The sequence below is a fragment of the Kaistia sp. MMO-174 genome (assembly GCF_037147815.1).
GTDB classification, from domain to species: Bacteria; Pseudomonadota; Alphaproteobacteria; order Rhizobiales; family Kaistiaceae; genus Kaistia; species Kaistia nematophila.
The window spans coordinates 143,679-167,948 of the sequence record NZ_JBBCUO010000005.1 but is presented as its reverse complement, the minus strand read 5'-3'; the positions used below and the strand labels follow the sequence as shown (position 1 = coordinate 167,948).

Here is a 24,270-nt window from a genome sequence, read left to right as displayed (position 1 = left end):
GAACTAAGGAAACGCCCCGGCTCGTCCGGGGCGTTTTCGTTTGGGGCCGATGCAGAAATCGCCTGTGCCGACAATCGCTTGGCACGGACTTGTTTGATTCTGCATTGCAAAACATGTAACCCGTTCTGGGTCTTCGAGATCGACCGGGAGCGCATGGATGAGCATGGACGCGGATCAGATCCTGGATCGCCGACGGTTACGGCGAAAACTGACCACCTGGCGCATCCTCGCCTTCGTGGCGGCGGCGCTCGCCATCGTCGGCGGCGGCCTGCTGGCGGCCGGTCCCGACGGCATCGGCGGACGCTCCCGCCCGCACATCGCCCGGGTGACGATCTCCGGCTTCATCTCCGAAAACCAGGACCAGCTCGACCTGATCGACAAGATCGCGAAGAGCGACGCCGTGCAGGGCGTGATCGTCTCGATCAATTCAGGCGGCGGCGCCACCGCCGGCGGCGAGGCGCTCTATGACGCCATCCGCAAGCTCGCCGCCGAGAAACCGACCGTCGCCGCGATCCGCACCGTCGGCGCCTCGGCCGCCTACATGACCGCCATCGCCACCGACCACATCGTCGCCTATCGCAGCTCGATCACCGGCTCGATCGGCGTGCTGTTCCAGTCGCCGGAAGTGAGCGGCGCCATGGAAAAGCTCGGCATCAAACTGACCGAGGTGAAGTCGTCGCCGCTGAAGGCGGCGCCCTCCCCCTTCGCGCCGCCCTCGCCCGAGTCGCTCGCCGTCATCGACAGCCTGATCCGCGATACCTACAACTGGTTCGTCGACATCGTCGCCGAGCGCCGCAAGCTCGACCGGCCGAAGGCGCTCGCGCTTGCGGATGGCCGCGTCTATTCCGGCCACCAGGCGCTCGAGGCCGGGCTGATCGACGAGATCGGCGGCGAGGAGGCGGCGATCGGCTGGCTGACAACCAAGCGCGGCGTCGATGCGCGCCTGCACGTGATCGACTGGGAGCCCGAAGGCAGCTCCAGCCCGTTCTCCTTCGCCAGCGCCGCTTTCGCCTGGCTGGCGCGCGAGGCCGGCTTCGCGCCGGACTGGCTGCGCGGCAGCGGCCTTTCCGGCCTGATCCCCGCCAGACTCCAGCTTGACGGTCTCCTATCCGTTTGGCAGGCTCCGGCGGGTCTGAACGACGCTGAGGGGGCTCCGCGGTGATCAAGTCCGAACTGGTGCAGAAGATCGCCGAACAGAATCCGCATCTCTACCAGCGGGATGTGGAGCACATCGTCAATTCGATCCTCGACGAGATCATCGATGCGCTGGCCCGGGGCGACCGGGTCGAACTCCGCGGTTTCGGGGCCTTTTCGGTGAAGAACCGGCCGGCGCGACAGGGCCGCAACCCGCGCACCGGCTCGAAGGTCGAGGTCACCGAGAAATACGTGCCGTTCTTCAAGACCGGCAAGGAGATGCGCGAGCGTCTCAACGACGGCGACTGATCGCGGCCGGCTCGACGGGCGGCGGGCCGCCCGTTGAACCAAATGTGATCCCGTGTGTTTATTGGCGGGTTATCCTGTCCGGAGCGGTGGAAGCCATCCGGGCGTCCTGCTTGAGGCGGTATCGATGAAGAAGATTCTTGCGGTCGTCATCCTGGTTCCGATCGCAATCGTCGCGGTGGCGCTTTCGGTCGCCAACCGCCATGCCGTGGCGCTGTCGCTGGATCCGTTCAATTCCACCGATCCGGCCGTCGTCATCAGCATGCCGCTCTTCGTCCTGATCTTCGCCGCCATCGCGCTCGGCGTCGTCATCGGCGGGATCGGCACCTGGCTCGGCCAGGGTCGATGGCGCCGGCAGAGCCGCCGCCTGCGCCACGAGCTCCAGGACGCGAAGCGCGAAAACGCACAATATCGTGCCGCCGCGAGCCCGGCGACCGCGCTGCCGACCCCGCGCCGCGCCGCCTGAAGGCCCATCGCTCCGGCTCTGCCGCTTTTCACGTGAAACCGGTCCACGGACCGGCCGGCCCCGCACCGGCCGGAACCCGTTCGCCGCTTCGCGCCGGCACGGACTTTGCGGCTCGGACTTTTCTTGGACTTGCCGCCGCTTTCGTGCCAAACCCTTCCGCCAAGCTAGGTGCGTGACAATGAACGCTGCCCGTGAACCCAAAGCCGCAACAGAAGCTCGGACGCCCGAGACCGTGACGCCATGTCGGTAACGCTATGTCCGTGATCGTCAAGATCTGCGGTCTCTCCACCGAGGAGACGCTCGATGCCGCGCTCGACGCCGGCGTCGACATGGTCGGCTTCGTGTTCTTCCCGAAGAGCCCGCGCGCCGTCTCGATCGAGCGCGCCGCGGCGCTCGCGGCGCGGGCCCGCGGCCGCGCCGAGATCGTCGCGCTCACCGTCGACATGGACGATGCCGGCCTCGCCGCGATCGTCGACACGGTGAGACCCGACTGGCTGCAGCTGCATGGCGGCGAGAGCGTCGCCCGCGTCGCCGAAATCCGGCAGCGCTTCGGACTCAAGGTGATGAAGGCGCTCGGCATCCGCTCGGCCGAGGATATCGCCAGCGCGCCGGCCTACGCCGGCATCGCCGACCGCCTGCTGCTCGACGCCAAGCCACCCAAGGGGGCGACGCTTCCCGGCGGCAACGGCGTCACCTTCGACTGGCATCTGCTCGATGCGCTTGACCCCGGCCTTTCCTATATGCTTTCGGGAGGGCTGGATGCCGACAACGTCGCGGAGGCCCTGGCGCTCACGCGGCCGTTCGGGATCGACGCTTCCTCGGGCGTGGAAAGCGCGCCCGGCATCAAGGATCCCGCGCGGATCCGCGCCTTCATCGCCGCGATCCGCGGCTTCCGACCCACAGCTGATCAAGGCCGGACGATTGCCGGCGAGAGGATTTCGTCGTGACCGCTCCTGTCGAGCCCAATTCCTTCAAGACCGGCCCGGACGAGCGCGGCTTCTTCGGCATCTATGGCGGCCGTTTCGTCGCCGAGACGCTGATGCCGCTGATCCTCGAACTGCAGCAGGCCTATGACGACGCCAAGGCGGATCCCGCCTTCAAGGCCGAGCTGCAGGCGCTCTCGACCTATTATGCCGGCCGGCCGTCGAAGCTCTATTTCGCCGAAGGCCTGACGAAGCACCTCGGTGGCGCGCGCATCTTCTTCAAGCGCGAGGACCTGAACCACACCGGCAGCCACAAGATCAACAACTGCCTCGGCCAGATCCTGCTCGCCAAGCGCATGGGCAAGACGCGGATCATCGCCGAGACCGGCGCCGGCCAGCATGGCGTCGCCTCCGCCACCGTCGCGGCGCGCTTCGGCCTGCCCTGCGTCGTCTACATGGGCGCGACCGACGTCGAGCGGCAGGCGCCGAACGTCTTCCGCATGAAGCTGCTCGGCGCGACGGTCAACCCGGTCACCGCCGGCAACGGCACGCTCAAGGACGCGATGAACGAGGCGCTGCGCGACTGGGTCTCGAATGTCGAGAACACCTATTACCTGATCGGCACCGCCGCCGGCCCGCATCCCTATCCGGAGCTGGTGCGCGACTTCCAGTCGGTGATCGGCACCGAGGCCCGCGCCCAGATCCTGGAGCAGGAAGGCCGCCTGCCCGACATGATCATCGCCGCCGTCGGCGGCGGCTCCAACGCCATCGGCCTGTTCCATCCGTTCCTCGACGACAAGGATGTCGAGATCGTCGGCGTCGAAGCCGGCGGCCACGGCCTCGACATCGAGAACGGCCACGCCGCCTCGATGAATGGCGGCCGCCCCGGGGTGCTGCACGGCAACCGCACCTATCTGCTGCAGGACGCCGACGGCCAGATCCTCGAGGGCCATTCGGTCTCGGCCGGCCTCGACTATCCCGGCGTCGGCCCCGAGCACAGCTTTTTGCGCGACACCGGCCGCGTCAACTACGTGCCGATCGTCGACCAGGAAGCGCTCGACGCTTTCCAGGTCTGCACCCGCGTCGAGGGCATCATCCCGGCGCTGGAATCGGCCCATGCCATCGCGCAGGCGATCAAGGTCGCGCCGACCATGGCCAAGGACAAGATCATCATCGTCAATCTCTCCGGCCGCGGCGACAAGGACGTCCACACTGTGGGCAAGCTGCTCGGTATGGATATCTGAGCAAGAGGCGGCACGTTCCATGACCGAAACCCGTATCGATCGCCGCTTCGCGGCCCTGAAGTCCGAGGGCCGGCCGGCGCTCGTCACCTTCATGACGGCCGGCGACCCCGATCCCGCCACGACCCTCGCGCTCTTGAAGGCGCTGCCCGGCGCCGGCGCCGACGTCATCGAGCTTGGCATGCCGTTCTCGGACCCGATGGCCGACGGCCCGGCGATCCAGGCCGCCGGCCTGCGCGCGCTGAAGGGCGGCCAGACGCTGGTGAAGACCCTCGATCTCGTCCGCCAGTTCCGCCAGTCGGACGATGCGACGCCGATCGTGCTGATGGGTTACTACAACCCGATCTACTCGCATGGCTCGGAAGCCTTCGTCGCCGAGGCCAAGGCCGCCGGCGTCGACGGCCTGATCATCGTCGACCTCCCGCCGGAGGCCGATGACGAGCTCTGCATCCCGGCGCTCGAGGCGGGCCTCAACTTCATCCGCCTCGCCACGCCGACCACCGACGACAAGCGGCTTCCCGCCGTGCTCGAGAACACCTCGGGCTTCGTCTACTACGTCTCGATCAACGGCATCACCGGTTCGGCAGCCCCCGACGCCTCGCGCGTCGCCGAATCCGTTGCACGGATCAAGCGTCACACCCATCTACCGGTTGCCGTCGGTTTCGGCGTCAGGACAGCCGAGCAGGCGGCAGCGATCGGCGCGAATGCCGATGGCGTCGTCGTCGGCTCGGTCATCGTATCGGCCATTGCGGCATCGCTCGACAGCGAAGGCCGCGCCACAGCCGCCACCGTACCGGCCGTCCTGGCCCTCGTTTCCGAACTTTCGGGCGGCGTTCGCGCCTCCCGCAAATCGGTCGCCGCCTGAACAAGGATCACGCGATGAACTGGATCAACGACGTCGTCCGTCCGAAGATCAAGAGCCTCTTGAACAAGCGCGAGGTTCCCGAGAACCTCTGGATCAAGTGCCCCGAGACCGGCGAGATGGTTTTCCATCGCGACCTCGAGGCCAACCACTACGTGATCCCGAACTCGGGCTATCACATGCGCATGAGCGCGCCGAAGCGGCTCGCCTATTTCTTCGACGACGGCAAGTACGAAGCCGTCACCGTGCCGGAAGTGGCGGTCGACCCGCTGAAGTTCCGCGACGAGCGCCGCTATACCGACCGCCTCAAGGACGCCCGCACCAAGACCGGCCTGCAGGACGCGATCCTGGTCGGCGCCGGCACCGTCGAGGGCGTGCCGATGGTCACCGCCGTGCAGGACTTCGACTTCATGGGCGGTTCGCTCGGCATGGCCGCCGGCGAAGCGGTCATCGCCGGCATGGAAGCAGCGCTGAAGCGCAAGCAGCCCTTCGTCATGTTCGCCGCCTCCGGCGGCGCGCGCATGCAGGAAGGCATCCTGTCGCTGATGCAGCTGCCGCGCACCACCGCCGGCGTCATCGCGCTGCGCGAGGCGAAGCTGCCCTATATCGTCGTGCTGACCAACCCGACCACGGGCGGCGTCACGGCTTCCTACGCCATGCTGGGCGACATCCAGATCGCCGAGCCGGGCGCGCTGATCGGCTTCGCCGGCCCGCGCGTCATCGAGCAGACAATCCGCGAAAAGCTGCCGCCGGGCTTCCAGCGCTCGGAATTCCTGCATGACCACGGCATGGTCGACCTCGTCGTCCACCGCCACGAACTGCGCCAGACGATCGCGCGGCTCTGCAGCCTGCTCGGCCCGCAGCCGGCGAAGCCCGCCGACAAGCCGGAAGCCAAGGCGAAGGCCAAGCCGGCGCCGTCGCAGGACGTCGCGCTGGCGTCCTGATCGACGCCGCGCACACGCAACACACATCGTTTTCGGCCGGCGACCTTCGGGCCGCCGCCCGTATTGCGTGGCTCGCGCCACGCCACGGGATCGCGTCATGGACCATATCATGGACCGCAGCACCGTCATCCTGGAGCGCCTGTTCCAGCTACACCCGAAGGAAATCGACCTTTCGCTCGACCGGCTGAAGCCGCTGATGGCGAAGCTCGGCGATCCGCAGACGAAGCTCGCCCCGGTGCTGCACATCGCCGGCACCAACGGCAAGGGCTCGACCACCGCCTTCCTGCGCGCCATGCTGGAAGCGGCCGGCCTCACCGTGCATGTCTACACGTCGCCGCATCTCGTCCGCTTCCACGAGCGCATCCGCCTCGGTCGCAAGGGCGGCGGCCGCTTCGTCGACGAGGACGCCCTGGTCGACACGCTGCTCGATATCGAGAAGGTGAATGACGGCGAGCCGATCACCCATTTCGAGATCACCACCGCTGCCGCCTTCAAGCTGTTCGCCGACCATCCGGCCGATGTGACGCTGCTCGAGGTCGGCCTCGGCGGCCGCTACGACGCCACCAACATCATCGACCGGCCCGACGTCGCCGTGATCACGCCGATCTCGGTCGACCACGAGAAGTTCTTCGGCAGCTCCCTCGACGGCATCGCGCACGAGAAGTCGGGCATCATCAAGCGCGGCCGCCCCGTGGTGGTCGCGCCGCAGCCGGCGATCGTGCGCGAGGTGATCGAGCGCGACGCGGCCCGTCTTGCCGCGCCAATCTTCCTCGGCAACCAGGATTGGGTGGCGCATGCCGAGCGCGGCCGGCTGGTCTACCAGGACGAGGACGGCCTGCTCGACCTGCCGCCGCCGCGCCTGCCGGGCCGGCACCAGTTCGTCAACGCCGGCACCGCCATCGCAGCGCTGCGCCGCTCCAGCCTCGACGTGCCAGTCGCGGCGATCGAGGCAGGCCTGCAGGGGGTCGAATGGCCGGCGCGGATGCAGCGCCTGACCACCGGAAAGCTGGTCGACCAGGCGCCGCCGGAATCCGAGATCTGGCTCGACGGCGGCCACAATCCCGGCGCCGGCCTGGTTGTGGCCGAGGCGGTCGCCGATCTCGAGGAGCGGGTCTCGCGGCCGCTCTACCTGATCGCCGGCATGTTGGTGACCAAGGACCCGGTCGGCTTCTTCCGCCCCTTCGCCGGGCTGGCGCGGCATGTCTATACGGTGCCGATCGAGGGCTCCAATGCCGGCCGTGACCCGGTCGAGCTCGCCGCCGCCGCCGAGGCCGCCGGACTCAGCGCCGAGGCGACGACGGGCGTCGAGGCGGCGCTCGCCGCCATCCGCAGACAGCTGCCGCCGGGCATCGCGCCGCGAATCCTGACCTGCGGTTCGCTCTATCTCGGCGGCACGGTGCTGGCCGCGAACGGCACGCTGCCCAGCTAGAGCGTTTTTGAGCGAAGTGGGCACCGGTTCGCGTGAAGAAAACGCGATCAAACAAAGAGTTAGAGCCCCTTCGTGTTTTCATGAAACACGGAGGGCTCTAGGCCGATACGATCCTAGTCGCCAAACAAAAACGGGACCCAGCGGGTCCCGTTTCCATATCCAGAATGGTTCGGACGACGATCAGATCGCGCCCTTGATCCAGTCGGCCAGACGGCTCTTCGGTGCGGCGCCGACCTGGATCGAGGTGGGTTCGCCGTCCTTGAACAGGATCAGCGTCGGAATCGAACGCACGCCATAGCGCACGGCAATGTCCGGGTTCTCGTCGATGTTGAGCTTGGCGATGGTCACCTTGCCGGCCATCTCGGCCTGGATCTCTTCCAGAGCCGGCGCGATCATGCGGCAGGGACCGCACCATTCCGCCCAGAAATCGACGACGACCGGGCCGGATGCCCCCAGAACGTCGGCGTCGAAGGAACTATCCGTTACTTTGGCAGTCGCCATGGCAAGCCTCAAAGGGATGGAGGAGAGTGGTTCTAAGGTAGGAACCCGCCTCTTGCCGGTCAAGGCAAAGGGATTTCACCCCGCCGTAATGGCAGCCATGCGACTATCGAGCAACTCCGACGGGATCGCCATCAACAGCGGGATCTCGGTCCAGAGCAGCGCCGTCTCGATCGGCCGGTCGGGGTAGAGCGTCTGAAGCAGGGCGCGATAGAGCGCCAGCTGCGCCAGATGCGCCTCGGGCACTTCGGAGAGCTGGCGCGGCGCCGGGCGGTTGGTCTTGTAGTCGACCAGGATGACCCGATCCGGCAGCACGACGAGACGGTCGATCCGGCCGGAAACCGAAGCCGTGCCGCTGCGCGTTTCGATCGTGCCGGCAATCGGCACCTCGGCGCGGCTCTCCGGCCCGAACAGGGCGGAGAAGCTGTCGTCGTCGAGGATCGGCAGGATCAGCTCCAGCAGCCCCTGGCGGGCCGTTTCCGGCCATTCGCGCCCGACCACCTCCAGATAGCGCGCAGCAACTGTCGCCCTATGTTCCGCCGGCTGGTCGGGCAGCGCCTGCAACAGGCGGTGGATGATGCGACCGCGATCGAGCGCCGTCAGCGCGGCGGGATCGAGCCTTGCATCCAGCGCCGTCACCGGCGGAAATGCCGGCTCGGCCTCGGCGAAACCGACAGCAGCCGACGGCGTCAGCCGCTTCGGCATCGGCGGCGCCGGTGGAGGACTTTCGGCCAGCCAGTCAGGCAACGGCTCGGCGACACGCTCGCCGGAGCCGGCCGTCTCGGCAAGCGCCGCCACCGCCTCACGGCTCCAGTCCTGCCGCCACTCGATCGTCTCGAAACTCTCGCTCGGAAGATCGACCGACACGAGGTGACCGTCGACGCCGAGCGCCTTGCCGACCAGATCGTGCCAGAGCAGATCGGCGCCGGTGTTCGCCTTCATCGTGCCGCAGACGATCAGGTGGTCACGCGCCCGCGTCAGCCCGACATAGAGCAGCCGGCGATACTCTTCCCGCGCCTTTTCACGCAGCACCGCGACGGCGTCCTCGACGACCTGCGGCTTCCGCGCTCCCGGCGCGATCCAGACCAGCGGCGCGCCATCGGCAGCGTCGGGATCCTCCGCCAGCGCCACGATCTTCGGATCATGGCTCGCATGAACGGGCTTGGAGCCGGTATCGACCAGGAAGACGATGTCGGCCTCAAGGCCCTTGGCGCCGTGCACGGTCATGACGCGGATCTCGTCGCGGGCGAGGTCGGCGTCGCGCTTGATCTCGGTCGCCGCCTCGCGCATCCAGCCGACAAAGCCCTGCAGCGACGGCACGGAGGCCTGCTCATGCGCCAGCGCCTGCGCCAGGAACTCGTCCAGCACGTCGTCGGCCTCCGGCCCCAGCCGCGCCAGCAACCGCTTGCGGCCGCCCTCCGGGCCGAGGATGCGGGCGAAGAAGGCATAGGGGCTCATGAACTCGGCCCGGCTGCGCCAGGCCTTCAACCGCGCCGAGGCCTCGATCGCCGCCGGGTCCGTCGAACGGTCGAGCGCATACCAGAGCGAGCCGCCGCGCGGATGCGCCAGCTCGAACAGTTGCTCCTCGGTGAGGCCGATCAGCGGGCTCTTCAGCAGCGCCGCCAGCGCGAGATCGTCGCGCGGCTGCAGCAGGATCTCGGCCAGCGCCAGCAGGTCGAGCACGGCGATATGGCTTGCGAGCGCCAGCCTGTCGGCGCCGGCGACCGAGAGGCCCGCCGCCTTCAGCGCGCGGTTGATCGCGTCGGTCTGCGGGCCGCGCTTCCGCGTCAAGACGAGAATGCCGCCCTCGCGGATCGGCTTGCCCGTCGCCGCGATGGTCGCCTTGCTCTGCTTCCAGCCGGCGATCGTCTCGGCGATCCGCTCGGCCAGCCGCACCTCCGGGCTCTTCTCGTCGAGGCGGTCGAGCGGCGTGTGCCAGTCCTCCGGCTGCGGCGGCTTGTCGGCCTCGATCGGCGGCCAATAGGTGACGCGGCCGGGATCGAGCCGGCGCGCCGCCGCATGGACCGGGGCCGCCTTCGCCTGTGTCAGCCCGGCATGGGCGTCCTCGGGGGCGAAGATCGCGTCGACCGCCGACAGCACGTCCTGCGTCGAGCGGAAGGAGAGCTGCAATTCGAGATTGAACCACTGAGCCTTGGCTGTTTTGGCGCGATCGGAAAACGACTTGCGCTGTCTCGCAAACCAGGCGGGAACGGCGCCCTGGAACGAATAGATCGACTGCTTCTCGTCGCCGACGGCGAAGAAGGTGCGGATGACGTCGCGCGCGCTCTGGCCGGTGAAGAACTCGCCGGCCAGCCGCTCGATCACCTGCCACTGGCGCGGGCTGGTGTCCTGCGCCTCGTCGACGAGGATGTGGTCGAGGCCGCGATCGAGCTTGTAGTGGACCCAGGCGGCGGCGTCGGAGCGCGCCAGCAGATTGGCGGTCTTCACCACCAGATCCTGGAAATCGAGCGCGCCGCGCAGCTGCTTGGCCCGCTCATAGTCGCCGATCACCGCGTCGCCGAGCGTCAGCAGCGCGCTCGTCACCGCATAGGCCTCGGCCGAGGCGATACGGTCGAGCAGCAATTCGATGCGATCGCGCTCGTCGGAGAGCGTCTCCTCCAGGCCGGGCCACGCCGTCCGAATGCCCTTGGTCGTGAGGCTTCCGACCACCCGAAGATCGCCATCCTGCTTCATCCAGAAGCCGAGCCAGGCCGTCGCCCTGCCCTCCGCCGTCTCGGCGGTCAGGATCGGCGCAAGGCGTTCGGCGCTCTTCTTGTCGTTGGCGCCGCTGGCCGCAAGCCGGTCGACCAGTTGCCGGAGCTCGGCATCATCGAACGGGATCTCCGAACCGAGGCGATCGCGAAGACTTTCCGCGGTCTCGCCCGAACCGAGGCTGAGGGCGCGACGGAGGTCGCGCAGGCCGCTTGCGAGATCGCCGGCGCCGACGATGAACTCGCGCACCGCGTCGCGCGACGACACGATCGCCGCCAGCGCCGCTTCGATGCCCTGGTCGCTCGCCGCTTCCAGCACCCGCGCGAACGCTCGGCCCTGCGCGGTGTCAGCCTCCAACGACGCGCGCGCGATGACCCGGCGCTGCGCATCGGCGATCAGGATCGAGGCGCCGCGATCATCCAGCACCTCGAAGCTGCCGGCGACATTGGCCTCGAACGGGAACTGGTGCAGCAGCCTTTCGCAGAAGGCGTGGATGGTCTGGATCTTCAGCCCGCCCGGCGTCTCCAGCGCACGGGCGAACAGCCGGCGGGCGCCGACGAGATCGGCCGGGGTCGCCGGCACGCCCTGATAATCGGCCAGGATCGCCGAGAGCTCGTCATCAGCCAGCGTCGTCCAGCCGGCGAGGATCTCGAACACGCGGCTCGACATCTCGGCCGCGGCCGCCTTGGTGAAGGTCAGGCAGAGGATGGAGGCCGGATCGGCGCCATTCAGCAGCAGGCGGATGACACGCCGCGCCAACACATAGGTCTTGCCGGAGCCGGCATTGGCGGAAACCCAGGCCGAGGCCTCCGGATCGGTCGCCCGCGCCTGCGTATCCCTCGTCTTCGCGTCGACCGAGATCACGCTGCTCATTCGCCGCCCTCCTCGCCATCGCCGAGCGACCATTCGCGGATGCGGGCGAGATGATCGTAGGGGCTCTCGAAGCGGGTCTCGAACATCGGCCGCGCCCGCGAGACATAGGCGCGCTTCGGATCGTCGAAGGCTTCGATCAGGGCGGCGAGCCGCGCCTTCGCCTCGTCGCCGAGCTCGTCGGCCGTCTTGTCCTTGGTGACGGCCGAGGAGAAGGGCTCGCCCTTGCCGACCTTGCCGAGGCCGATCCAGCCCAGCGTCGTCACCGACACGCCCGCCTCGACATCCTGGAAGCCGCCGCCGCGCGCCATCGCCACTTCCAGCGCCAGCTGCGGCGCGAGGCCGGTCGAAAGCTGCTTGGCGCTCGGCGGCGAGCCGGTCTTGAAATCGAGGATCTCCAGCGAACCGTCGAGCCGGACATCGACGCGATCGGCGCGGCCGGTCAGCCTGAATTCGCCGGCCGGCGCCGGGAACGCCCAGGCGCCGCCGATCTCGGCATGACGACGGGCGACGGCATCGCGGCCCGCCTCCCAGCCGATGAACCATTCGGCGATCGCCAGGAAGCGCGGCCACCACAGCGCATAGACCGCCGGGAAGGGTTCGATGCGGGCGAAGACGCGGCGGCCGATGATCGTCAGCGCCGTCAGCGCCGTGGCGTCGAACTGGCCTTTCCATTCCTGGATGAAATCGCCCAGCGCGTCGTGGATCAGCGTGCCGCGCAGCGCCACGTCGGGGACGACGCCGATCGGATCGAGCGGATCGAGCTTCAGGATGCGGCGCGCATAGATCGCGTAAGGGTCGCGGATCAGCGTCTCGATCTCGGTGACCGAAAGCCGGCGCGGACGCGCCTCCAAGGGCGGCAGCGGCTCGGGACGGCGGACCGGCAGGGGCCGCGCCGTGCGATCGAGCGCGCGGGCCCAGTCGAGATAGCGCAGGCCGCGGAGGCCAAGCGCCTTTGCCTCGCTCTTGCCGAGGCGGGCGAGCAGGCGCTGCAGCCAGCGCGCGGCGACGGTTGGCGTGCCGCCCCGGCGCTCGGCGCGGGTGACGACTACTTTGCCGGCTGACAAGGCGCTTGTAAAATCATGCGCCGACTGGCCGAGCTTGCGCTCCGGTGCTTCCAGCCCGAGCTCGGCCCGCATCGAGCGCGACAGCCACGGGTCGGTGCGCGTCTCGGACGGCCAGACGCCCTCGTCCAGCCCGCCCAGCACCATCAGGTCGACGATCTGCAGCCGCGCTTCCAGCGTGCCCCAGATGAACAGGCGCGGATCGGAGCCCGGTCGTGCCGGCACGCCGACGCCGGCCATGGTCGCATCGAGAAAGCCCGGATACTCGTAGCCGGCCATGTCGAGCGCTTCGGCGTCGTCGCTCATCAACCCGGCGAGCAGCGTCGCCAGCGCCTGGCCGGATTCATCGGCCCAGAGGATGTCGTCGCTGCCGTCCTCGCGCGCCGCGACCAGCTTGAGCGCGGCGACGACGGCGGAGGTCATCGCCTTGGCGTCGGACGCGTTGACGCCATCCATGAGTCGGCTAAGCGGTTCGATCGCCTCGGCCATGCGGCCGGCGAGATCGCGCGCGGCCTGCCATTCCGTGGGCCCCAGGCGCTTCACCGCCTGCGGCGCGTAGCGGCCCTTCGGCAGGTCTTCCTCGGCCTGATCCAGCGCCTCGACCAGCCCTTCGACGCCATCGGCAAGCAGCTGGCCGCGGAACAGCACCAGGTCGAGAATGTCGATCGCGGCGCGGCAGGCGGCGCGCCCGAGGCCGAAGGAGGCGAGCGGGTGCTTGGCCAGCGCCAGCAGGTCGAGCGGCGCGCCGTTTGATCTCGCCGCCGCCACCAGCAGGCGCGCCAGCGTGCCCGGCGACGAGGTCATCAGCGGCCGCCCGGCGGAATCATCGACCGACAGACCGAAGCGGCCGAGTTCGATGGCGACGCGGCCGGCGAGGCGGCGATCCGGCGTCACCAGCGCCGCCGTCCGGCCCGGCTCGCGGATCGCCTCGCGCATGGCGAGCGCGATCGCCACCGCCTCTTCCTGCTCTGTACGGGCCACGACCAGCGCGACATCGCCGATCGCCGAGGCGACGACGGGCGGCGCGGTGGCCCAGTCCTCGGTCGTCTCGGCCGGCCGCATCGCCTCCGAGATCAGGCGGACGCGCTCGGCCATGTCCGGCGTCATCGCGCCGAGGGTGACGATCTCGTCGCGGCCGACGCCAATCGTCTCGATCAATTGCTTCAGGCCATATTGCGGGTGGCCGGGCGCCGAGCGGGCCGGCGCCGCGAGCCCGCCGATCGCCATCCAGCCATTGGCGTCGAGCTCGGTATCGATGCCCGGCATGACGACGGCGCCGTTCGACAAATGGGCGATAACCGACAGCAGCTCGGCGACGGCCGGGATCGAGCCGGTCGAACCGGCGGCGATGACGAGGCCGCGCGGCGGCGACGCTTCCAGTCGGGCGGCGGCGGCGCGGAGCAGGTGGTCGCGCCGGACCGAAGGATCGGCGAGGCCGCGCTCGCTGAGGAAGGCCGGCCAGTGCACGCCGACGATGCGCAGGAAATCGAGCGAGATCTGCCAGTAACGGGCAAGGTCCTCGGGGACCAGCGTCTCCAGCTTCTCCCAGGCAATGCCCGTCGTCTCGATGTCGTCGATCAGCCGGGCGAGATCGCCGGCGAGATGAAAGGCGTCGGCGGCGGAGGCCGGCACCAGCACGCGGTCGTCCTCGTCGAGCGCCAGCAATTCGCGCCGCACCGCCCGACCCCAGGCGAGCGTCAGCCGCGTCAGCACCAGCAGGCGGTCGAGCCTCGAGATCGCTTCGGGCAGGACGAGGCGGCCATCCGGATCGTCGGCGGCGGCCTCGAGGATCTGGTCCTCCTCGTCGACATCGCCGATCGGCCGGATCGCCGGCAGGATGGCGGCGCGGCCGCCGAGCCGTTCCAGGATTTCGGCATGCAGCGAGCGCGCGGCGCGGCGCGTCGGCACGAGGATGGTGATATCGGCGAGCGCCAGCGGATCCTTAGCCGGATTCGGAATGGCTCCGAAGCGGCCGGAGAACAGCGCATCGACGAGGGTCGGCAGGAAGGGCGTGCCCGGCGGGATCGTGAAGACGCGCGGGTTCGACCTCGTCATCGTGCCTCAGGCTGCGCTTTCGGAAACCGACATCTCGGCCTCGCGGATCGCTTCCGGCGTGCCGACATGCAGCCAGGTGCCGTCCATGCGGATGCCGAACAGGCGGTCCCTGGCGATGGCGCGGTCGAACAGCACATTCAACGAGAACGAGCCTTCCGGCGCATCGGCGAAGAAGCGCGGCGACAGGATGGCGGTGCCGGAATAGACGAAAGCGGCAACCGTGCGCTCGACGCGGCGGGAAAGCCGGCCGTCCTTGTCCATGATGAAATCACCGAGGCCGGGATAGCCGATCGCGGTCACCGTCGGCGCCAGCATCAGGAGCGCGTCCATCTTGCTGTCGTCCCAGGCGCGGGCGAGCCAGTCGAGATTGGGGCGCGGCCCCTCCAGCCAGAACGAATCCGAATTCATCACGTAGAACGGCTCGTCGCCGAGTAGCGGCAGCGCCTTGGTGATGCCGCCGCCGGTCTCGAGCAGCGCGCCGCGCTCGTCCGAGACGATGACCTTCGGCGCCGTGCGCTTCCTGACGTGGGTTTCGACGAGATCGGCGAGGTAGTGGACATTGACCACCGCCTCCTCGACGCCGGCGTGGGCGAGGCGATCGAGCGCATGGTCGATCAGCGAGCGGCCGGCGATCTCGATCAGGGGTTTGGGAACCGTTGCCGTGACGGGCCGCATGCGCTTGCCGATCCCGGCGGCGAGCACCATGGCGCGCTTCGGATGGATCGGCGTGTTGAGATGGGAGGTCGGCATATCGGTCTCGGACAATTCCGTTGTTCTTGGCTCTGGCTTCAGCCGCCTCGAAGGCGCCGTCAGTCGTCGAGCGGCAGGTATCGTTCATACCAGAGTGCCAGACCGGAAAGAACCGGATGGCGCAGACACCGCCGCAGATAGCCCCTTACACGGGGAATGTGACGAAGATATTGGGGCTTGCCCGCCGCCGCCGCCAGGCGGGCAAATCCGCCCAGCACCTTGGTCGCACGCTGCGCCCCGGAAATCGCATAGGCCTCGCGGAAGGCGGCCTCGTGGAAGGTCCCGAGCGCTCGCCGCGCCGCCACATAACGATCGGCGAGCAGATGCTCCAGCGCCGGCTCGACCGAAACGCGGACGTCCTGCAGAAGCGAGGCGACGTCATAGGCCGAGGCGCCGATCATCGCATCCTGATGGTCGAGAATGCCGATCCGCCGCAATCCCTCGCGCTCCGACAGCCAGAGCAGGTTGGGCGAATGGAAATCGCGCAGCAGCCAGCTCTTCTCGACCGCGTCGAACCGCTCGAACAGCTCGCACCAGACCGCGACGAAGGCCATCTCCGCCTCGTCGGACAGCGGCTCGCCATTGACATAGGGCGCGTACCAGCGCGGCAGCAGGTCGACCTCGATCGCCAGCGCCCCCTCGTCAAAGGGCGGAATGCGATGGATCGTGCCATCCGGCAGCGACAGATCGACGGGACGCGGCACCGCATGCAGCGCCGCGAGCACATCGATGGCGATCCCATAGCGCCCGGGATCCGGCGCGCCGCCAGTCAGCACGCCCTCGCTGCCCAGATCCTCGACAAGCAGCAGCCCCGCCGGCATGTCGGCGGCCAGGATCGCCGGCGCCGAGAAGCCGGCGGCTCGCAGGCCGTCGCTCATCGCCACGAAGGGGCGGACATTGGTGGCACGGTGCGCGAGGTCATCATAGGTGCGGCCATCGCGCACCGCCGGGCCCGGCCGCTCCGGCGCGTCCATCACCACGGCGCGACGGCCATCCGGTGTCTCCACCCGCTCATAGGCGCGCGTCGACGCATCGCCCTGCAAATGCCGGCGGATGGCATCCGCCATGCCGGCGGCAGCAAGGAAGGCGCGGATCGCCAGCGTGCGCCGCAGCCGCTTCAGCCAGCCGGCATCGCCCGAAAGCGTCGCCACGCGGCCGGCGCCATGGATCTCGAGCGCGATCTCGAGCCGGTTGGCTGGCAGGCTTTCCTCGGCCCGCTCCGGCCATTCGACGAGCACGACGCCCTCGCTCACAGCCTCGTCGAAGCCGATCTCCTCCAGCTCGTCGGCGGAGCCGAGGCGATAGAGATCGAAATGAGCGATCGGCAGGCGGGTATCGTAGGTCTGGACGATGGTGAAGGTCGGGCTCGGTACCTCGAGCTCGGAATTGCCCGCGACGGCACGGATCAGCGCGCGGGCGAAGCTGGTCTTGCCGGCGCCGAGATCGCCGCGCAGCGCGATGACGTCGCCTATGGCGAGCTTGGCCGCGACGTCCTCGGCGAGACGGATGGTGGCCGCCTCGTCGGGCAGCTCAACCCGGATCGGATCCAGCGGGCTCATTCAGCGGCAACAGCGAGCTCGGTCGGCCGGATCGGCAGATGCACGCTGACCTCCGTGCCGTGACCTTCCTCGGAGCGGATGCTGACCGTGCCGCCATGCAGCTCGACGAAGCTCTTGACGATGGCGAGGCCCAGGCCGGCACCGCCGCGCGCCGAGCCAGCGGCGCGGCTCTCGAAGCGATCGAACACCGAGGCGAGGAATTCCGGCGCAATGCCCGGGCCCTGGTCTTCGACGCTGAAGACGATCGCCTCCGCGGTGCGGCTGGCGCTGAGCACGACCGAGCTGCCGAGCGAGGAGAAGCCGACGGCGTTCGAAAGCAGGTTGTAAAGGATCTGGCGGACGCGCTTCTCGTCGGCGATGAAGCTGCCGATGCCGGCCGGGATCCGCGTCTGCAACAGCAGCTGCGATTCCTGCAGCCGGTCGCGCACGCCCTCGATCGCCGCAGCGACGGTGCGCTCGATATCGACCTCGCCCAGTTCGAGCGCGATGATGCCGGCGTCGACGGTCGCGAGGTCGAGAATGTCATTGACGATCGCGAGCAGCGCGCCGCTCGAGGACAGGATGTAGCCGGTATATTCCTGCTGCTTCTCGGTCAGCGGCCCGATCGAGACGTCCGAAAGCAGCTGGGTGAAGCCGATGATGTTGGTGAGCGGCGAGCGCAGCTCATAGGACACATGCTGGATGAAGGCGTTCTTCAGCCCGTCGGCGGCTTCCAGCGCCTCGTTGCGGTCGGTCAGGGCGCGCTCGACCTGCACCGTATCGCTGACGTCCATGAAGGTGACCATGGTCTGCCCGCCGGGCAGCGGCACGGTCGCATAATCGACGACGCGGCCATCGGAGCGCTCCATGCGCCCGGACGTCGGGGCGCGGCCCTCGTCGAGACCCGCGACCGAGGCGGTGAAGCGCGTCCAGGCGGCCGGCGCGTCATGGAGGCGGCGGCAGGCGCGCTCGACCTCGCTGATATGGGGATGGCCGGCCAGGAAGGCCGGATCGAGCCGCCAGATCCGCGCGAAGGCGGGATTGTCGAGCCGCAGGCGTCCATCCGAGCCGAACACCGCGACGCCTTCGGCCAGATGGTCGAGCGTCTCGCCCTGCACGCGCGACAGCGCGTTGTAGCGGCTCTCCAGCTCCAGCTGCTCGGTGACGTTCTCGTAGATCCAGGTGATGCCGCCCTGCGGATGCGGATTGGCGAGGACGCGCAGCGTCTGGCCGTCCGGCAGGTGCCACCAATGCTCGCGCGCATCGAGCGACTGGTAGGCGGTGAGCAAGTCGTTGCGCCAGCTCTTGAAGTCCGCCTGTTCGGGCAGGCGGCGGCTGGCGCGCATCCGGTCGAGCACGGCGCTCTCGTCGGGCTGGCTGTCGAGGAAACCGGCCTCGAGGCCGAACAGCGAGCGGAAGGCGGCGTTATAGGAACGCAGCCGGCGATCGGAGCCGAACACGGCAACGGCGGTGGCCAGCTGGTCGAGCGTCCGGGCATGGAACTCGACCAGCCGCTTCATCTGGTTCTGCACGGTCTCGAGTTCGGTCGCGTCGATGGCGATGCCGGCGCTGCCGGTGCCGGAGACAACGTCGACGACGTCGAAGATGCGCCGGGCGCCGGCGACGATGGCCGGCAGGCGGCGCTCCGAAACCGGCTGGCCATCGTGACCGGAACCGATCGCCTCACGGCCGGCGGTATCGAGGAATTCGAGATTGCGCGTGACGGCGTCGACCGGGTCGCGCGCCTCGACGGCGCGGGCAAACGCATTGTTGACCCAGGACAGCTTGCCATCCCTGCCACGGATCCAGGCCGGCATCGAGGTCGCCTGGAACAGCGCCCGCATCGCCTCGACGTCCTCGGTCAGGCGATGGTGGCGCGCCTCCAGCTCGGCCAGCGCCAGCCGGTCGCCCGAGAGATCGCGGAAACGCACCACGGCGCGGCCGCCGGCGGTCCGGCCGACCGCCTCGACGAAGCTGCCATTGCCAGTCTCGAGCGTGATCGCGAAGGTCTCGCCGCGCTTGCGCAGGGTTGCGATCGCCGTATCGAGCGAGCTCGCGGCCATCGGCTCGAGCCAGGCGCCAAAGGCGAGGAAGGCGGAGCGATCTTCCGGCGCGCCGCAGGATTTCGGCAGGCGCCCCATCACCAGCGGCGGCTCGCCGGGAGCGCTCCAGGCGACCAGACGCTGGTCCTCGGCATCGACCAGCGCCTCGGCGCGATCGGCGCCGGCCTTGAAGTCCGCCAGGCGAAGCTTCAGCGCGGCATTCTCGGCTTCCGCCCGGTTGCGCGCTCGCATCAGCGCCATGGCGCCGAGGACGGAGAAGGCGACGACTCCGAGCAGCGCGCTCGTCAGGGCGGTGTTGCCGGCATTCAGCGTGGCGGCGACCGGCCCGGCGGCGAGCGCTTCGCCGGCAGACAGGGCAAGACCGGTCAGGGAGGTGGCGGCAAGCAGGGTCTGGCGCAGATGTGGCCGGACGAGGCTCCAGCGGCGTGCACCGCGAGTTCCATCCATATTCCTGCGATGCCAGAGCATGCGGCAGGGCCCTTCCGCCGTCAGAGTAATGTATCGACCCGTCCCGGCGCCGACTACGAACTCCGGCTCTCATGCGAATCATCCCCAATGTAGCGGCAGGGGGAATCCGGTGTGAAGCCGATGACGACGAGAAAAAGGCCATGCGGTGGATCCGCATGGCCCTGGATTGTCAGATGATCGTGGTTAACCGCCAGTTAAGGCGATGGGCACTCAAAATATAGCGCTCACGCCTCTCTCGAACCACGATGGGTAGCGCTCGACTGCGACGGATCGTCAGCGCCGGATTATTCGGTCAGTAACGATAGTGGTCCGGCTTGAACGGACCAGCCGGAGAAACGCCGATATAGGCCGACTGCTTCTCGTTCAGCGTCGTCAGCTTGACGCCGATCTTGGCGAGATGCAGCGCCGCCACCTTCTCGTCGAGGTGCTTCGGCAGCGTGTAGACCTTCTTCTCGTACTGGCCCGGCTTGGTCCAGAGTTCGATCTGCGCCAGCGTCTGGTTAGTGAAGGACGCCGACATCACGAAGCTCGGATGGCCGGTGGCGTTGCCGAGATTGACCAGTCGGCCTTCCGACAGAAGGATGATGCGCTTGCCGTCGGCGAACTCGACCTCGTCGACCTGCGGCTTCACATTGTTCCACTTCAGATTGCGCAGCGCCGAAATCTGGATCTCGCTGTCGAAGTGGCCGATGTTGCAGACGATGGCGCGATCCTTCATGGCGCGCATATGGTCGATCGTGATGACGTCGACATTGCCGGTGGCGGTGACGAAGATATCGGCGCGCGGGGCGGCGTCGTCCATCGTCGTGACCTCGTAGCCTTCCATCGCCGCCTGCAGGGCGCAGATCGGGTCGACTTCGGAGACGAGCACGCGGCAGCCGGCCTGGCGCAGCGAAGCGGCCGAACCCTTGCCGACGTCGCCGAAGCCGGCGACCATCGCGACCTTGCCCGACATCATGACGTCGGTGCCGCGGCGGATGCCGTCGACGAGCGATTCACGGCAGCCATAGAGGTTGTCGAACTTCGACTTGGTGACGGAGTCGTTGACGTTGATCGCCGGGAAGAGCAGCGTGCCCTTCTTCTGCATCTCGTAGAGGCGATGCACGCCGGTCGTGGTCTCCTCGGTGACGCCCTTGATCGAGCGGGCGATCTCACCGTACCAGCCGGGCTTGGTAGCGAGGCGCTTCTTGATCGCGGCGAAGAGGACTTCCTCTTCCTCGTTCTCAGCCTTGTCGAGGAAGGCGGTGTCGCCGCCCTCGGCGCGCAGGCCGAGATGGACCAGCACGGTGGCGTCGCCGCCGTCGTCGAGGATCATGTTGGGAACGCCGCCATCCGCCCATTCGAAGATGCGGTGGGTGTATTCCCAGTAGTCCTCAAGGCTCTCGCCCTTGATGGCGAAGACCGGGACGCCGGACTTGGCGATCGCCGCGGCAGCGTGGTCCTGCGTCGAATAGATGTTGCACGAAGCCCAGCGGATGTCGGCGCCGAGCGCCTTCAGCGTCTCGATCAGCACGCCGGTCTGGATCGTCATGTGCAGCGAGCCGGCGATCCGGGCGCCCTTCAACGGCTGCGACGGGCCGAATTCGGCGCGCACGCTCATCAGGCCGGGCATTTCCGTCTCGGCGATGGCGAGTTCCTTGCGGCCCCAATCGGCGAGACCGATATCCTTGATCGCGTAGTCGTTGGCGGCAACCATCTTGGCTATCTCCATGCGTTGCGTTTGTCGCGCTTATAGCGGAGACGACGCCGGGCAGCAATCAGGATATAAAGATGTCTTTATGTGGCGCAGCAATGCGCCGTTCGCCGAGCCGGAGGGAGGGGTTATTCCTCTTCGCCGAAGCGATCGGCCACCAGCGCCGCGATGGCGTCGAGGGCGGCTTCCGCATCCGGCCCCTCAGCGGCGACGCGGATGGACGAGCCAATGCCGGCGGCCAGCATCATCAGGCCCATGATCGAGGTGCCGCCGACCGTATTCTGATCCTTGGACACAGTGATCGACGCCTCGAAGGCGTCGGCGCACTGGACGAACTTGGCGGAAGCGCGGGCATGCAGTCCCTTGCGGTTGACGATCGGCAGGTCGCGATAGAGCTCGGTCGTGTCGATGTCGGTCATGCTACGCAACCCTAATGCCCGGCCAGAACCTGACTGGCTACATTGATGTATTTGCGGCCGGCTTCCTGGGCGCCGGCCACCGCGTCGGCGAGCGGCTTTTCGATGCGCACGCTCGCCAGCTTGATCAGCATCGGCAGGTTGACGCCGGCGATCACCTCGACGCGGCCCGCTTCCATGACCGAGATCGCCAGGTTGGACGGGGTGCCGCCAAACATATCGGTCAGAAGAATGACGCCGCTGCCATCGTCGACGCTGAGCACGGCCTCCAGAATGTCCTGACGGCGACGCTCCATGTCGTCTTCCGGACCGATCGCGATCGTCTCGATCTGCGTCTGGCGACCAACCACGTGCTCCAAAGCCGCCCGAAATTCGGTCGCGAGCTGGCCGTGGGTTACAAGGACGAGCCCGATCATGCCCTTCGAATACCTGCTTTTCTCAGTTCGAGCCCCGAAGGGACCCTGGAAAACGTCGAGACCGCTTTGTTCCGGCGGCCGGTCATGATCGGCCATGGCGCCGCATCTTGACCGAACCCTACCGCAACGCAAGAAAAAAGCGGGGCGCTCTCCATACGAACAAGAACGATACTAGACAATCGCCGAACGGAACGCCAATGCGGCCCGGACGCGGATCCAGCCATCCGCCTGCCCCAGCGGAAGGGCCAGCCGGCGAAGGCCGACGCCGAGGATCGAAACCGTCCGATCCGCCGCCTCGGGCATACGCGGACAGCGCTCGGACGCTTCGAAATCGACGACAAGTTCGATCGGAACCGGCGACAAATACGGCACAGTTACAAGGCCCTGGCCGCGAATCTCCAGAAGCCCGGCGAGAATTTCCGGTACGCCGGCGAAGAGCCGCCCGTCCGAGACGGAGAGGATGACGCGGTCGTCGGCGACCAGCCGGCCGGCCTGGCGGTCGGCCATCAGCAGGGCGAGAAGCAGCGACGATTTTCCACACCCGGAAGGCCCGCGGATCAGCACGCCGGCGCCGTCGACGAGGACGGCGCTGGCATGAACCGTGGCCGGAGCCGCCGTCACGAGTCGGCCGCGGGAAGGCGGACGGTGAAGCGCGCGCCGACGATTTCGGCCCGATCCGCCTTGCTCGACTTGCCCCTGGAACGGTTCTCGGCCCAGATCCGGCCGCGATGCGCCTCGACGATCTGCTTGGAGATCGACAGGCCGAGGCCGGAATTCTGACCGAACGCCTCCTGCTCGGGACGATCCGTATAGAAGCGCTCGAAGATCCGGTCGATCTGCTCCGCCCGGATGCCCGGCCCGTCATCGTCGATGACGACGTCGACGAAGCTGCCGTTGCGGCGCACCTGCACGCGCACGGCGCCATCCTGGCGGCAGAACGAGCGGGCATTGTCGATGAGATTGGTGAAGACCTGCGCCAGGCGGCTGTCATGGCCGAGCACGATGAAGGCGTCGGTCTCCTCCGCCTCGGCGATCTCGATCAGGATGCGCGGCCCCTCGGGGGGCGTGGTGTCGCGCGCCATCGAGACGACCGCCTCGACCACGCCGGCGACGTCGATCGGCGTCGCGTCCTGGCGCGCCAGCTCGGCATCGAGACGCGAGGCGTCGGAGATGTCGCTGATGAGGCGGTCGAGCCGGCGGACGTCATGCTGGATGATGTCGTTCAGCCGCTTCTTGGACGCCGCCGTCTTGGCGAGCGGCAGCGTCTCGACGGCGCTGCGGAGCGAGGTGAGCGGGTTCTTCAGTTCATGGCTGACATCGGCGGCGAAGCTCTCGATCGCCTCGATGCGATTGAACAGCGCGCCCGTCATCTCGCGCAGCGCCACCGACAGATGGCCGATCTCGTCGCGGCGGTTGGAGAAATCGGGGATCTGCGGCCGCGCCGTGACGCCGCGTCGGACACGGTCGGCGGCGTCGGCGAGCCGGCGCAGCGGCGCCGCGATGGTGCTCGCGAGCAGGATCGACAGCAGCACGACGACGCCGGCCGAGACGAGGAAGACGCGCACGATCGCCATGCGCTCGGCATGGACGATCTGGTCGATGTCGCCGCCCTGCGTCGAAAGCAACAGCACGCCAAGCACGGAGCGATAGCGCTGGATCGGCACGGCGACCGAGACGATCAGCTCGCCACGGTCGGTGATGCGCACGATCGAGGACGGGCCGCCGTCGAGCGCCGTCGCGACCTCGGGATAGCCGCGGCCGTTGGAGCCGCCGAGTTCCTGGTAGATCGGCAGGTCGTCGCGCTGCAGATGGACGTTGAACCATTGCCAGATGCGATCGAACAGCGCCGGCTCCTCGTCCGCCGGCGGCAGATCGAAGCGCAGGATCTGGCCGCGCGAATAGAGATGGCGCGAATCGACGACGAGGCTGCCGTCGCGGTCATAGATGCGGGCGCGGGTGCGGGTCGGTGAAATCAGCCGGCGCAGCACCGGCGCGACGCGCTCCGGATTGATCGGGAAATCGAGCCCCTCGATCGAATTCTCGCCCGGCACCAGGCTTTCGCCCGCCTGCAACTCCAGCAGCTTGTCGGGATCGATCGTCAGGTTGTTGGTCTCGACCGTGGCCGAGGCGGCGATGGCCCCGGCGATGATCTCGCCCTGCGTCAGCAGGCTCTCCAGCCGCGCGTCGATCAGACCGGCGCGAAACTGGTTCAGGTAGAGAATGCCGGAGACGAGAACGATCAGCGCGGCCAGATTGAGGATGATGATCCGGCGCGTCAGGCTCGAGAAGGCATGCGGGCCGATCGAGCGCATCATGCGGCCGAAAGAACGGCGCATCATGCGCATGCGAAAGCGCCAGGGGCGCCTGCGCGTCGCTACCGTCGGCTCCTCAATACTGATCGTCATGCCTCTTTGCGCAGCCC

General features: G+C 68.1%; 19 protein-coding genes. 8 read left to right on the top strand and 11 right to left on the bottom strand.

What is annotated here, in order from left to right; genetic code table 11:
* Window positions 1–157: 157 nt before the first annotated feature.
* The 8 genes from sppA (at window position 158) to WFK98_RS18590 (ending at window position 7,305) form a co-directional block, all read left to right on the top strand.
* Complete coding sequence (sppA, locus tag WFK98_RS18625) at window positions 158–1,162, top strand: signal peptide peptidase SppA (protein ID WP_266336699.1); 1,005 nt, start codon at window positions 158–160, stop codon at window positions 1,160–1,162.
* The gene (ihfB, locus tag WFK98_RS18620; protein WP_266336698.1) at window positions 1,159–1,443 is read left to right on the top strand and encodes an integration host factor subunit beta; all 285 of its coding nucleotides are present in this window, start codon (window positions 1,159–1,161) and stop codon (window positions 1,441–1,443) included. Before sppA ends, ihfB begins: the two co-directional genes overlap by 4 nt.
* Before the next feature lie 124 nt (window positions 1,444–1,567).
* Window positions 1,568–1,906, top strand: a complete 339-nt coding sequence (locus WFK98_RS18615) for a lipopolysaccharide assembly protein LapA domain-containing protein (RefSeq protein ID WP_266336697.1) — start codon at window positions 1,568–1,570, stop codon at window positions 1,904–1,906.
* A 254-nt stretch (window positions 1,907–2,160) separates the two neighbouring features.
* A complete protein-coding gene (locus tag WFK98_RS18610; RefSeq protein ID WP_336801273.1) occupies window positions 2,161–2,853 on the top strand; it encodes a phosphoribosylanthranilate isomerase in 693 nt (230 codons plus the stop codon).
* The gene (gene trpB / locus WFK98_RS18605) at window positions 2,850–4,073 is read left to right on the top strand and encodes a tryptophan synthase subunit beta (RefSeq protein WP_336801272.1); all 1,224 of its coding nucleotides are present in this window, start codon (window positions 2,850–2,852) and stop codon (window positions 4,071–4,073) included. The genes WFK98_RS18610 and trpB overlap by 4 nt, the downstream gene beginning before the upstream one ends.
* 19 nt (window positions 4,074–4,092) lie before the next feature.
* Complete coding sequence (gene trpA, locus WFK98_RS18600) at window positions 4,093–4,935, top strand: tryptophan synthase subunit alpha (RefSeq protein WP_336801271.1); 843 nt, start codon at window positions 4,093–4,095, stop codon at window positions 4,933–4,935.
* Window positions 4,936–4,949: 14 nt separating this feature from the next.
* The gene (gene accD, locus WFK98_RS18595) at window positions 4,950–5,876 is read left to right on the top strand and encodes an acetyl-CoA carboxylase, carboxyltransferase subunit beta (protein ID WP_336801270.1); all 927 of its coding nucleotides are present in this window, start codon (window positions 4,950–4,952) and stop codon (window positions 5,874–5,876) included.
* A 109-nt stretch (window positions 5,877–5,985) separates the two neighbouring features.
* The gene (locus WFK98_RS18590; RefSeq protein WP_336801567.1) at window positions 5,986–7,305 is read left to right on the top strand and encodes a bifunctional folylpolyglutamate synthase/dihydrofolate synthase; all 1,320 of its coding nucleotides are present in this window, start codon (window positions 5,986–5,988) and stop codon (window positions 7,303–7,305) included.
* Window positions 7,306–7,485: 180 nt separating this feature from the next.
* Here WFK98_RS18590 and trxA read toward each other — a convergent pair whose 3' ends face one another.
* The 11 genes from trxA to WFK98_RS18535 all read right to left on the bottom strand — a co-directional run bounded on the left by trxA (window position 7,486) and on the right by WFK98_RS18535 (window position 24,253).
* Window positions 7,486–7,806 (bottom strand): thioredoxin, encoded by a 321-nt coding sequence (trxA, locus tag WFK98_RS18585; RefSeq protein ID WP_336801269.1) that lies wholly within the window; start codon window positions 7,804–7,806, stop codon window positions 7,486–7,488.
* 75 nt (window positions 7,807–7,881) lie between these two features.
* A complete protein-coding gene (addA, locus tag WFK98_RS18580) occupies window positions 7,882–11,388 on the bottom strand; it encodes a double-strand break repair helicase AddA (protein ID WP_336801268.1) in 3,507 nt (1,168 codons plus the stop codon).
* Window positions 11,385–14,504, bottom strand: a complete 3,120-nt coding sequence (gene addB / locus WFK98_RS18575; RefSeq protein WP_336801267.1) for a double-strand break repair protein AddB — start codon at window positions 14,502–14,504, stop codon at window positions 11,385–11,387. Before addB ends, addA begins: the two co-directional genes overlap by 4 nt.
* A gap of 6 nt (window positions 14,505–14,510) precedes the next feature.
* Window positions 14,511–15,254 carry a nucleotidyltransferase family protein gene (locus WFK98_RS18570; RefSeq protein WP_266336689.1) on the bottom strand — a complete coding sequence of 248 codons (744 nt, stop codon included), beginning with the start codon at window positions 15,252–15,254 and terminating at the stop codon, window positions 14,511–14,513.
* A gap of 59 nt (window positions 15,255–15,313) precedes the next feature.
* Complete coding sequence (gene tsaE, locus WFK98_RS18565; RefSeq protein WP_336801266.1) at window positions 15,314–16,813, bottom strand: tRNA (adenosine(37)-N6)-threonylcarbamoyltransferase complex ATPase subunit type 1 TsaE; 1,500 nt, start codon at window positions 16,811–16,813, stop codon at window positions 15,314–15,316.
* Window positions 16,810–19,302, bottom strand: coding sequence for an ATP-binding protein (locus tag WFK98_RS18560; RefSeq protein WP_336801265.1), 2,493 nt, complete (start codon window positions 19,300–19,302; stop codon window positions 16,810–16,812). Before WFK98_RS18560 ends, tsaE begins: the two co-directional genes overlap by 4 nt.
* Window positions 19,303–19,615: 313 nt before the next feature.
* On the bottom strand, window positions 19,616–21,019 hold the full coding sequence (ahcY, locus tag WFK98_RS18555) for an adenosylhomocysteinase (RefSeq protein WP_336801264.1): 1,404 nt from the start codon (window positions 21,017–21,019) through the stop codon (window positions 19,616–19,618).
* 125 nt (window positions 21,020–21,144) lie between these two features.
* Window positions 21,145–21,435: an HPr family phosphocarrier protein gene (locus WFK98_RS18550; protein WP_266336685.1), complete on the bottom strand. Its 291-nt coding sequence runs from the start codon at window positions 21,433–21,435 to the stop codon at window positions 21,145–21,147.
* A gap of 11 nt (window positions 21,436–21,446) precedes the next feature.
* Window positions 21,447–21,848: a PTS sugar transporter subunit IIA gene (locus WFK98_RS18545; protein ID WP_266337347.1), complete on the bottom strand. Its 402-nt coding sequence runs from the start codon at window positions 21,846–21,848 to the stop codon at window positions 21,447–21,449.
* Between the two features lie 171 nt (window positions 21,849–22,019).
* Complete coding sequence (locus WFK98_RS18540) at window positions 22,020–22,469, bottom strand: HPr kinase/phosphorylase (RefSeq protein ID WP_336801263.1); 450 nt, start codon at window positions 22,467–22,469, stop codon at window positions 22,020–22,022.
* A complete protein-coding gene (locus WFK98_RS18535; RefSeq protein WP_420909579.1) occupies window positions 22,466–24,253 on the bottom strand; it encodes a stimulus-sensing domain-containing protein in 1,788 nt (595 codons plus the stop codon). Before WFK98_RS18535 ends, WFK98_RS18540 begins: the two co-directional genes overlap by 4 nt.
* Window positions 24,254–24,270: the final 17 nt, after the last annotated feature.

Bases quoted from the DNA above. Each gene is read 5' to 3' on its own strand.
- sppA (WP_266336699.1), top strand. From the start codon at position 158: ATGAGCATGGACGCGGATCAGATCCTGGATCGCCGACGGTTACGGCGA.
- trpA (WP_336801271.1), top strand. From the start codon at position 4,093: ATGACCGAAACCCGTATCGATCGCCGCTTCGCGGCCCTGAAGTCCGAG.
- accD (WP_336801270.1), top strand. From the start codon at position 4,950: ATGAACTGGATCAACGACGTCGTCCGTCCGAAGATCAAGAGCCTCTTG.
- trxA (WP_336801269.1), bottom strand. From the start codon at position 7,806: ATGGCGACTGCCAAAGTAACGGATAGTTCCTTCGACGCCGACGTTCTG.
- tsaE (WP_336801266.1), bottom strand. From the start codon at position 16,813: ATGAGCCCGCTGGATCCGATCCGGGTTGAGCTGCCCGACGAGGCGGCC.
- ahcY (WP_336801264.1), bottom strand. From the start codon at position 21,019: ATGGTTGCCGCCAACGACTACGCGATCAAGGATATCGGTCTCGCCGAT.
- addB (WP_336801267.1), bottom strand. From the start codon at position 14,504: ATGACGAGGTCGAACCCGCGCGTCTTCACGATCCCGCCGGGCACGCCC.
- WFK98_RS18560 (WP_336801265.1), bottom strand. From the start codon at position 19,302: ATGGATGGAACTCGCGGTGCACGCCGCTGGAGCCTCGTCCGGCCACAT.
- WFK98_RS18610 (WP_336801273.1), top strand. From the start codon at position 2,161: ATGTCCGTGATCGTCAAGATCTGCGGTCTCTCCACCGAGGAGACGCTC.
- WFK98_RS18545 (WP_266337347.1), bottom strand. From the start codon at position 21,848: ATGATCGGGCTCGTCCTTGTAACCCACGGCCAGCTCGCGACCGAATTT.
- WFK98_RS18615 (WP_266336697.1), top strand. From the start codon at position 1,568: ATGAAGAAGATTCTTGCGGTCGTCATCCTGGTTCCGATCGCAATCGTC.
- WFK98_RS18550 (WP_266336685.1), bottom strand. From the start codon at position 21,435: ATGACCGACATCGACACGACCGAGCTCTATCGCGACCTGCCGATCGTC.
- WFK98_RS18570 (WP_266336689.1), bottom strand. From the start codon at position 15,254: ATGCCGACCTCCCATCTCAACACGCCGATCCATCCGAAGCGCGCCATG.
- addA (WP_336801268.1), bottom strand. From the start codon at position 11,388: ATGAGCAGCGTGATCTCGGTCGACGCGAAGACGAGGGATACGCAGGCG.
- WFK98_RS18590 (WP_336801567.1), top strand. From the start codon at position 5,986: ATGGACCGCAGCACCGTCATCCTGGAGCGCCTGTTCCAGCTACACCCG.
- WFK98_RS18535 (WP_420909579.1), bottom strand. From the start codon at position 24,253: ATGACGATCAGTATTGAGGAGCCGACGGTAGCGACGCGCAGGCGCCCC.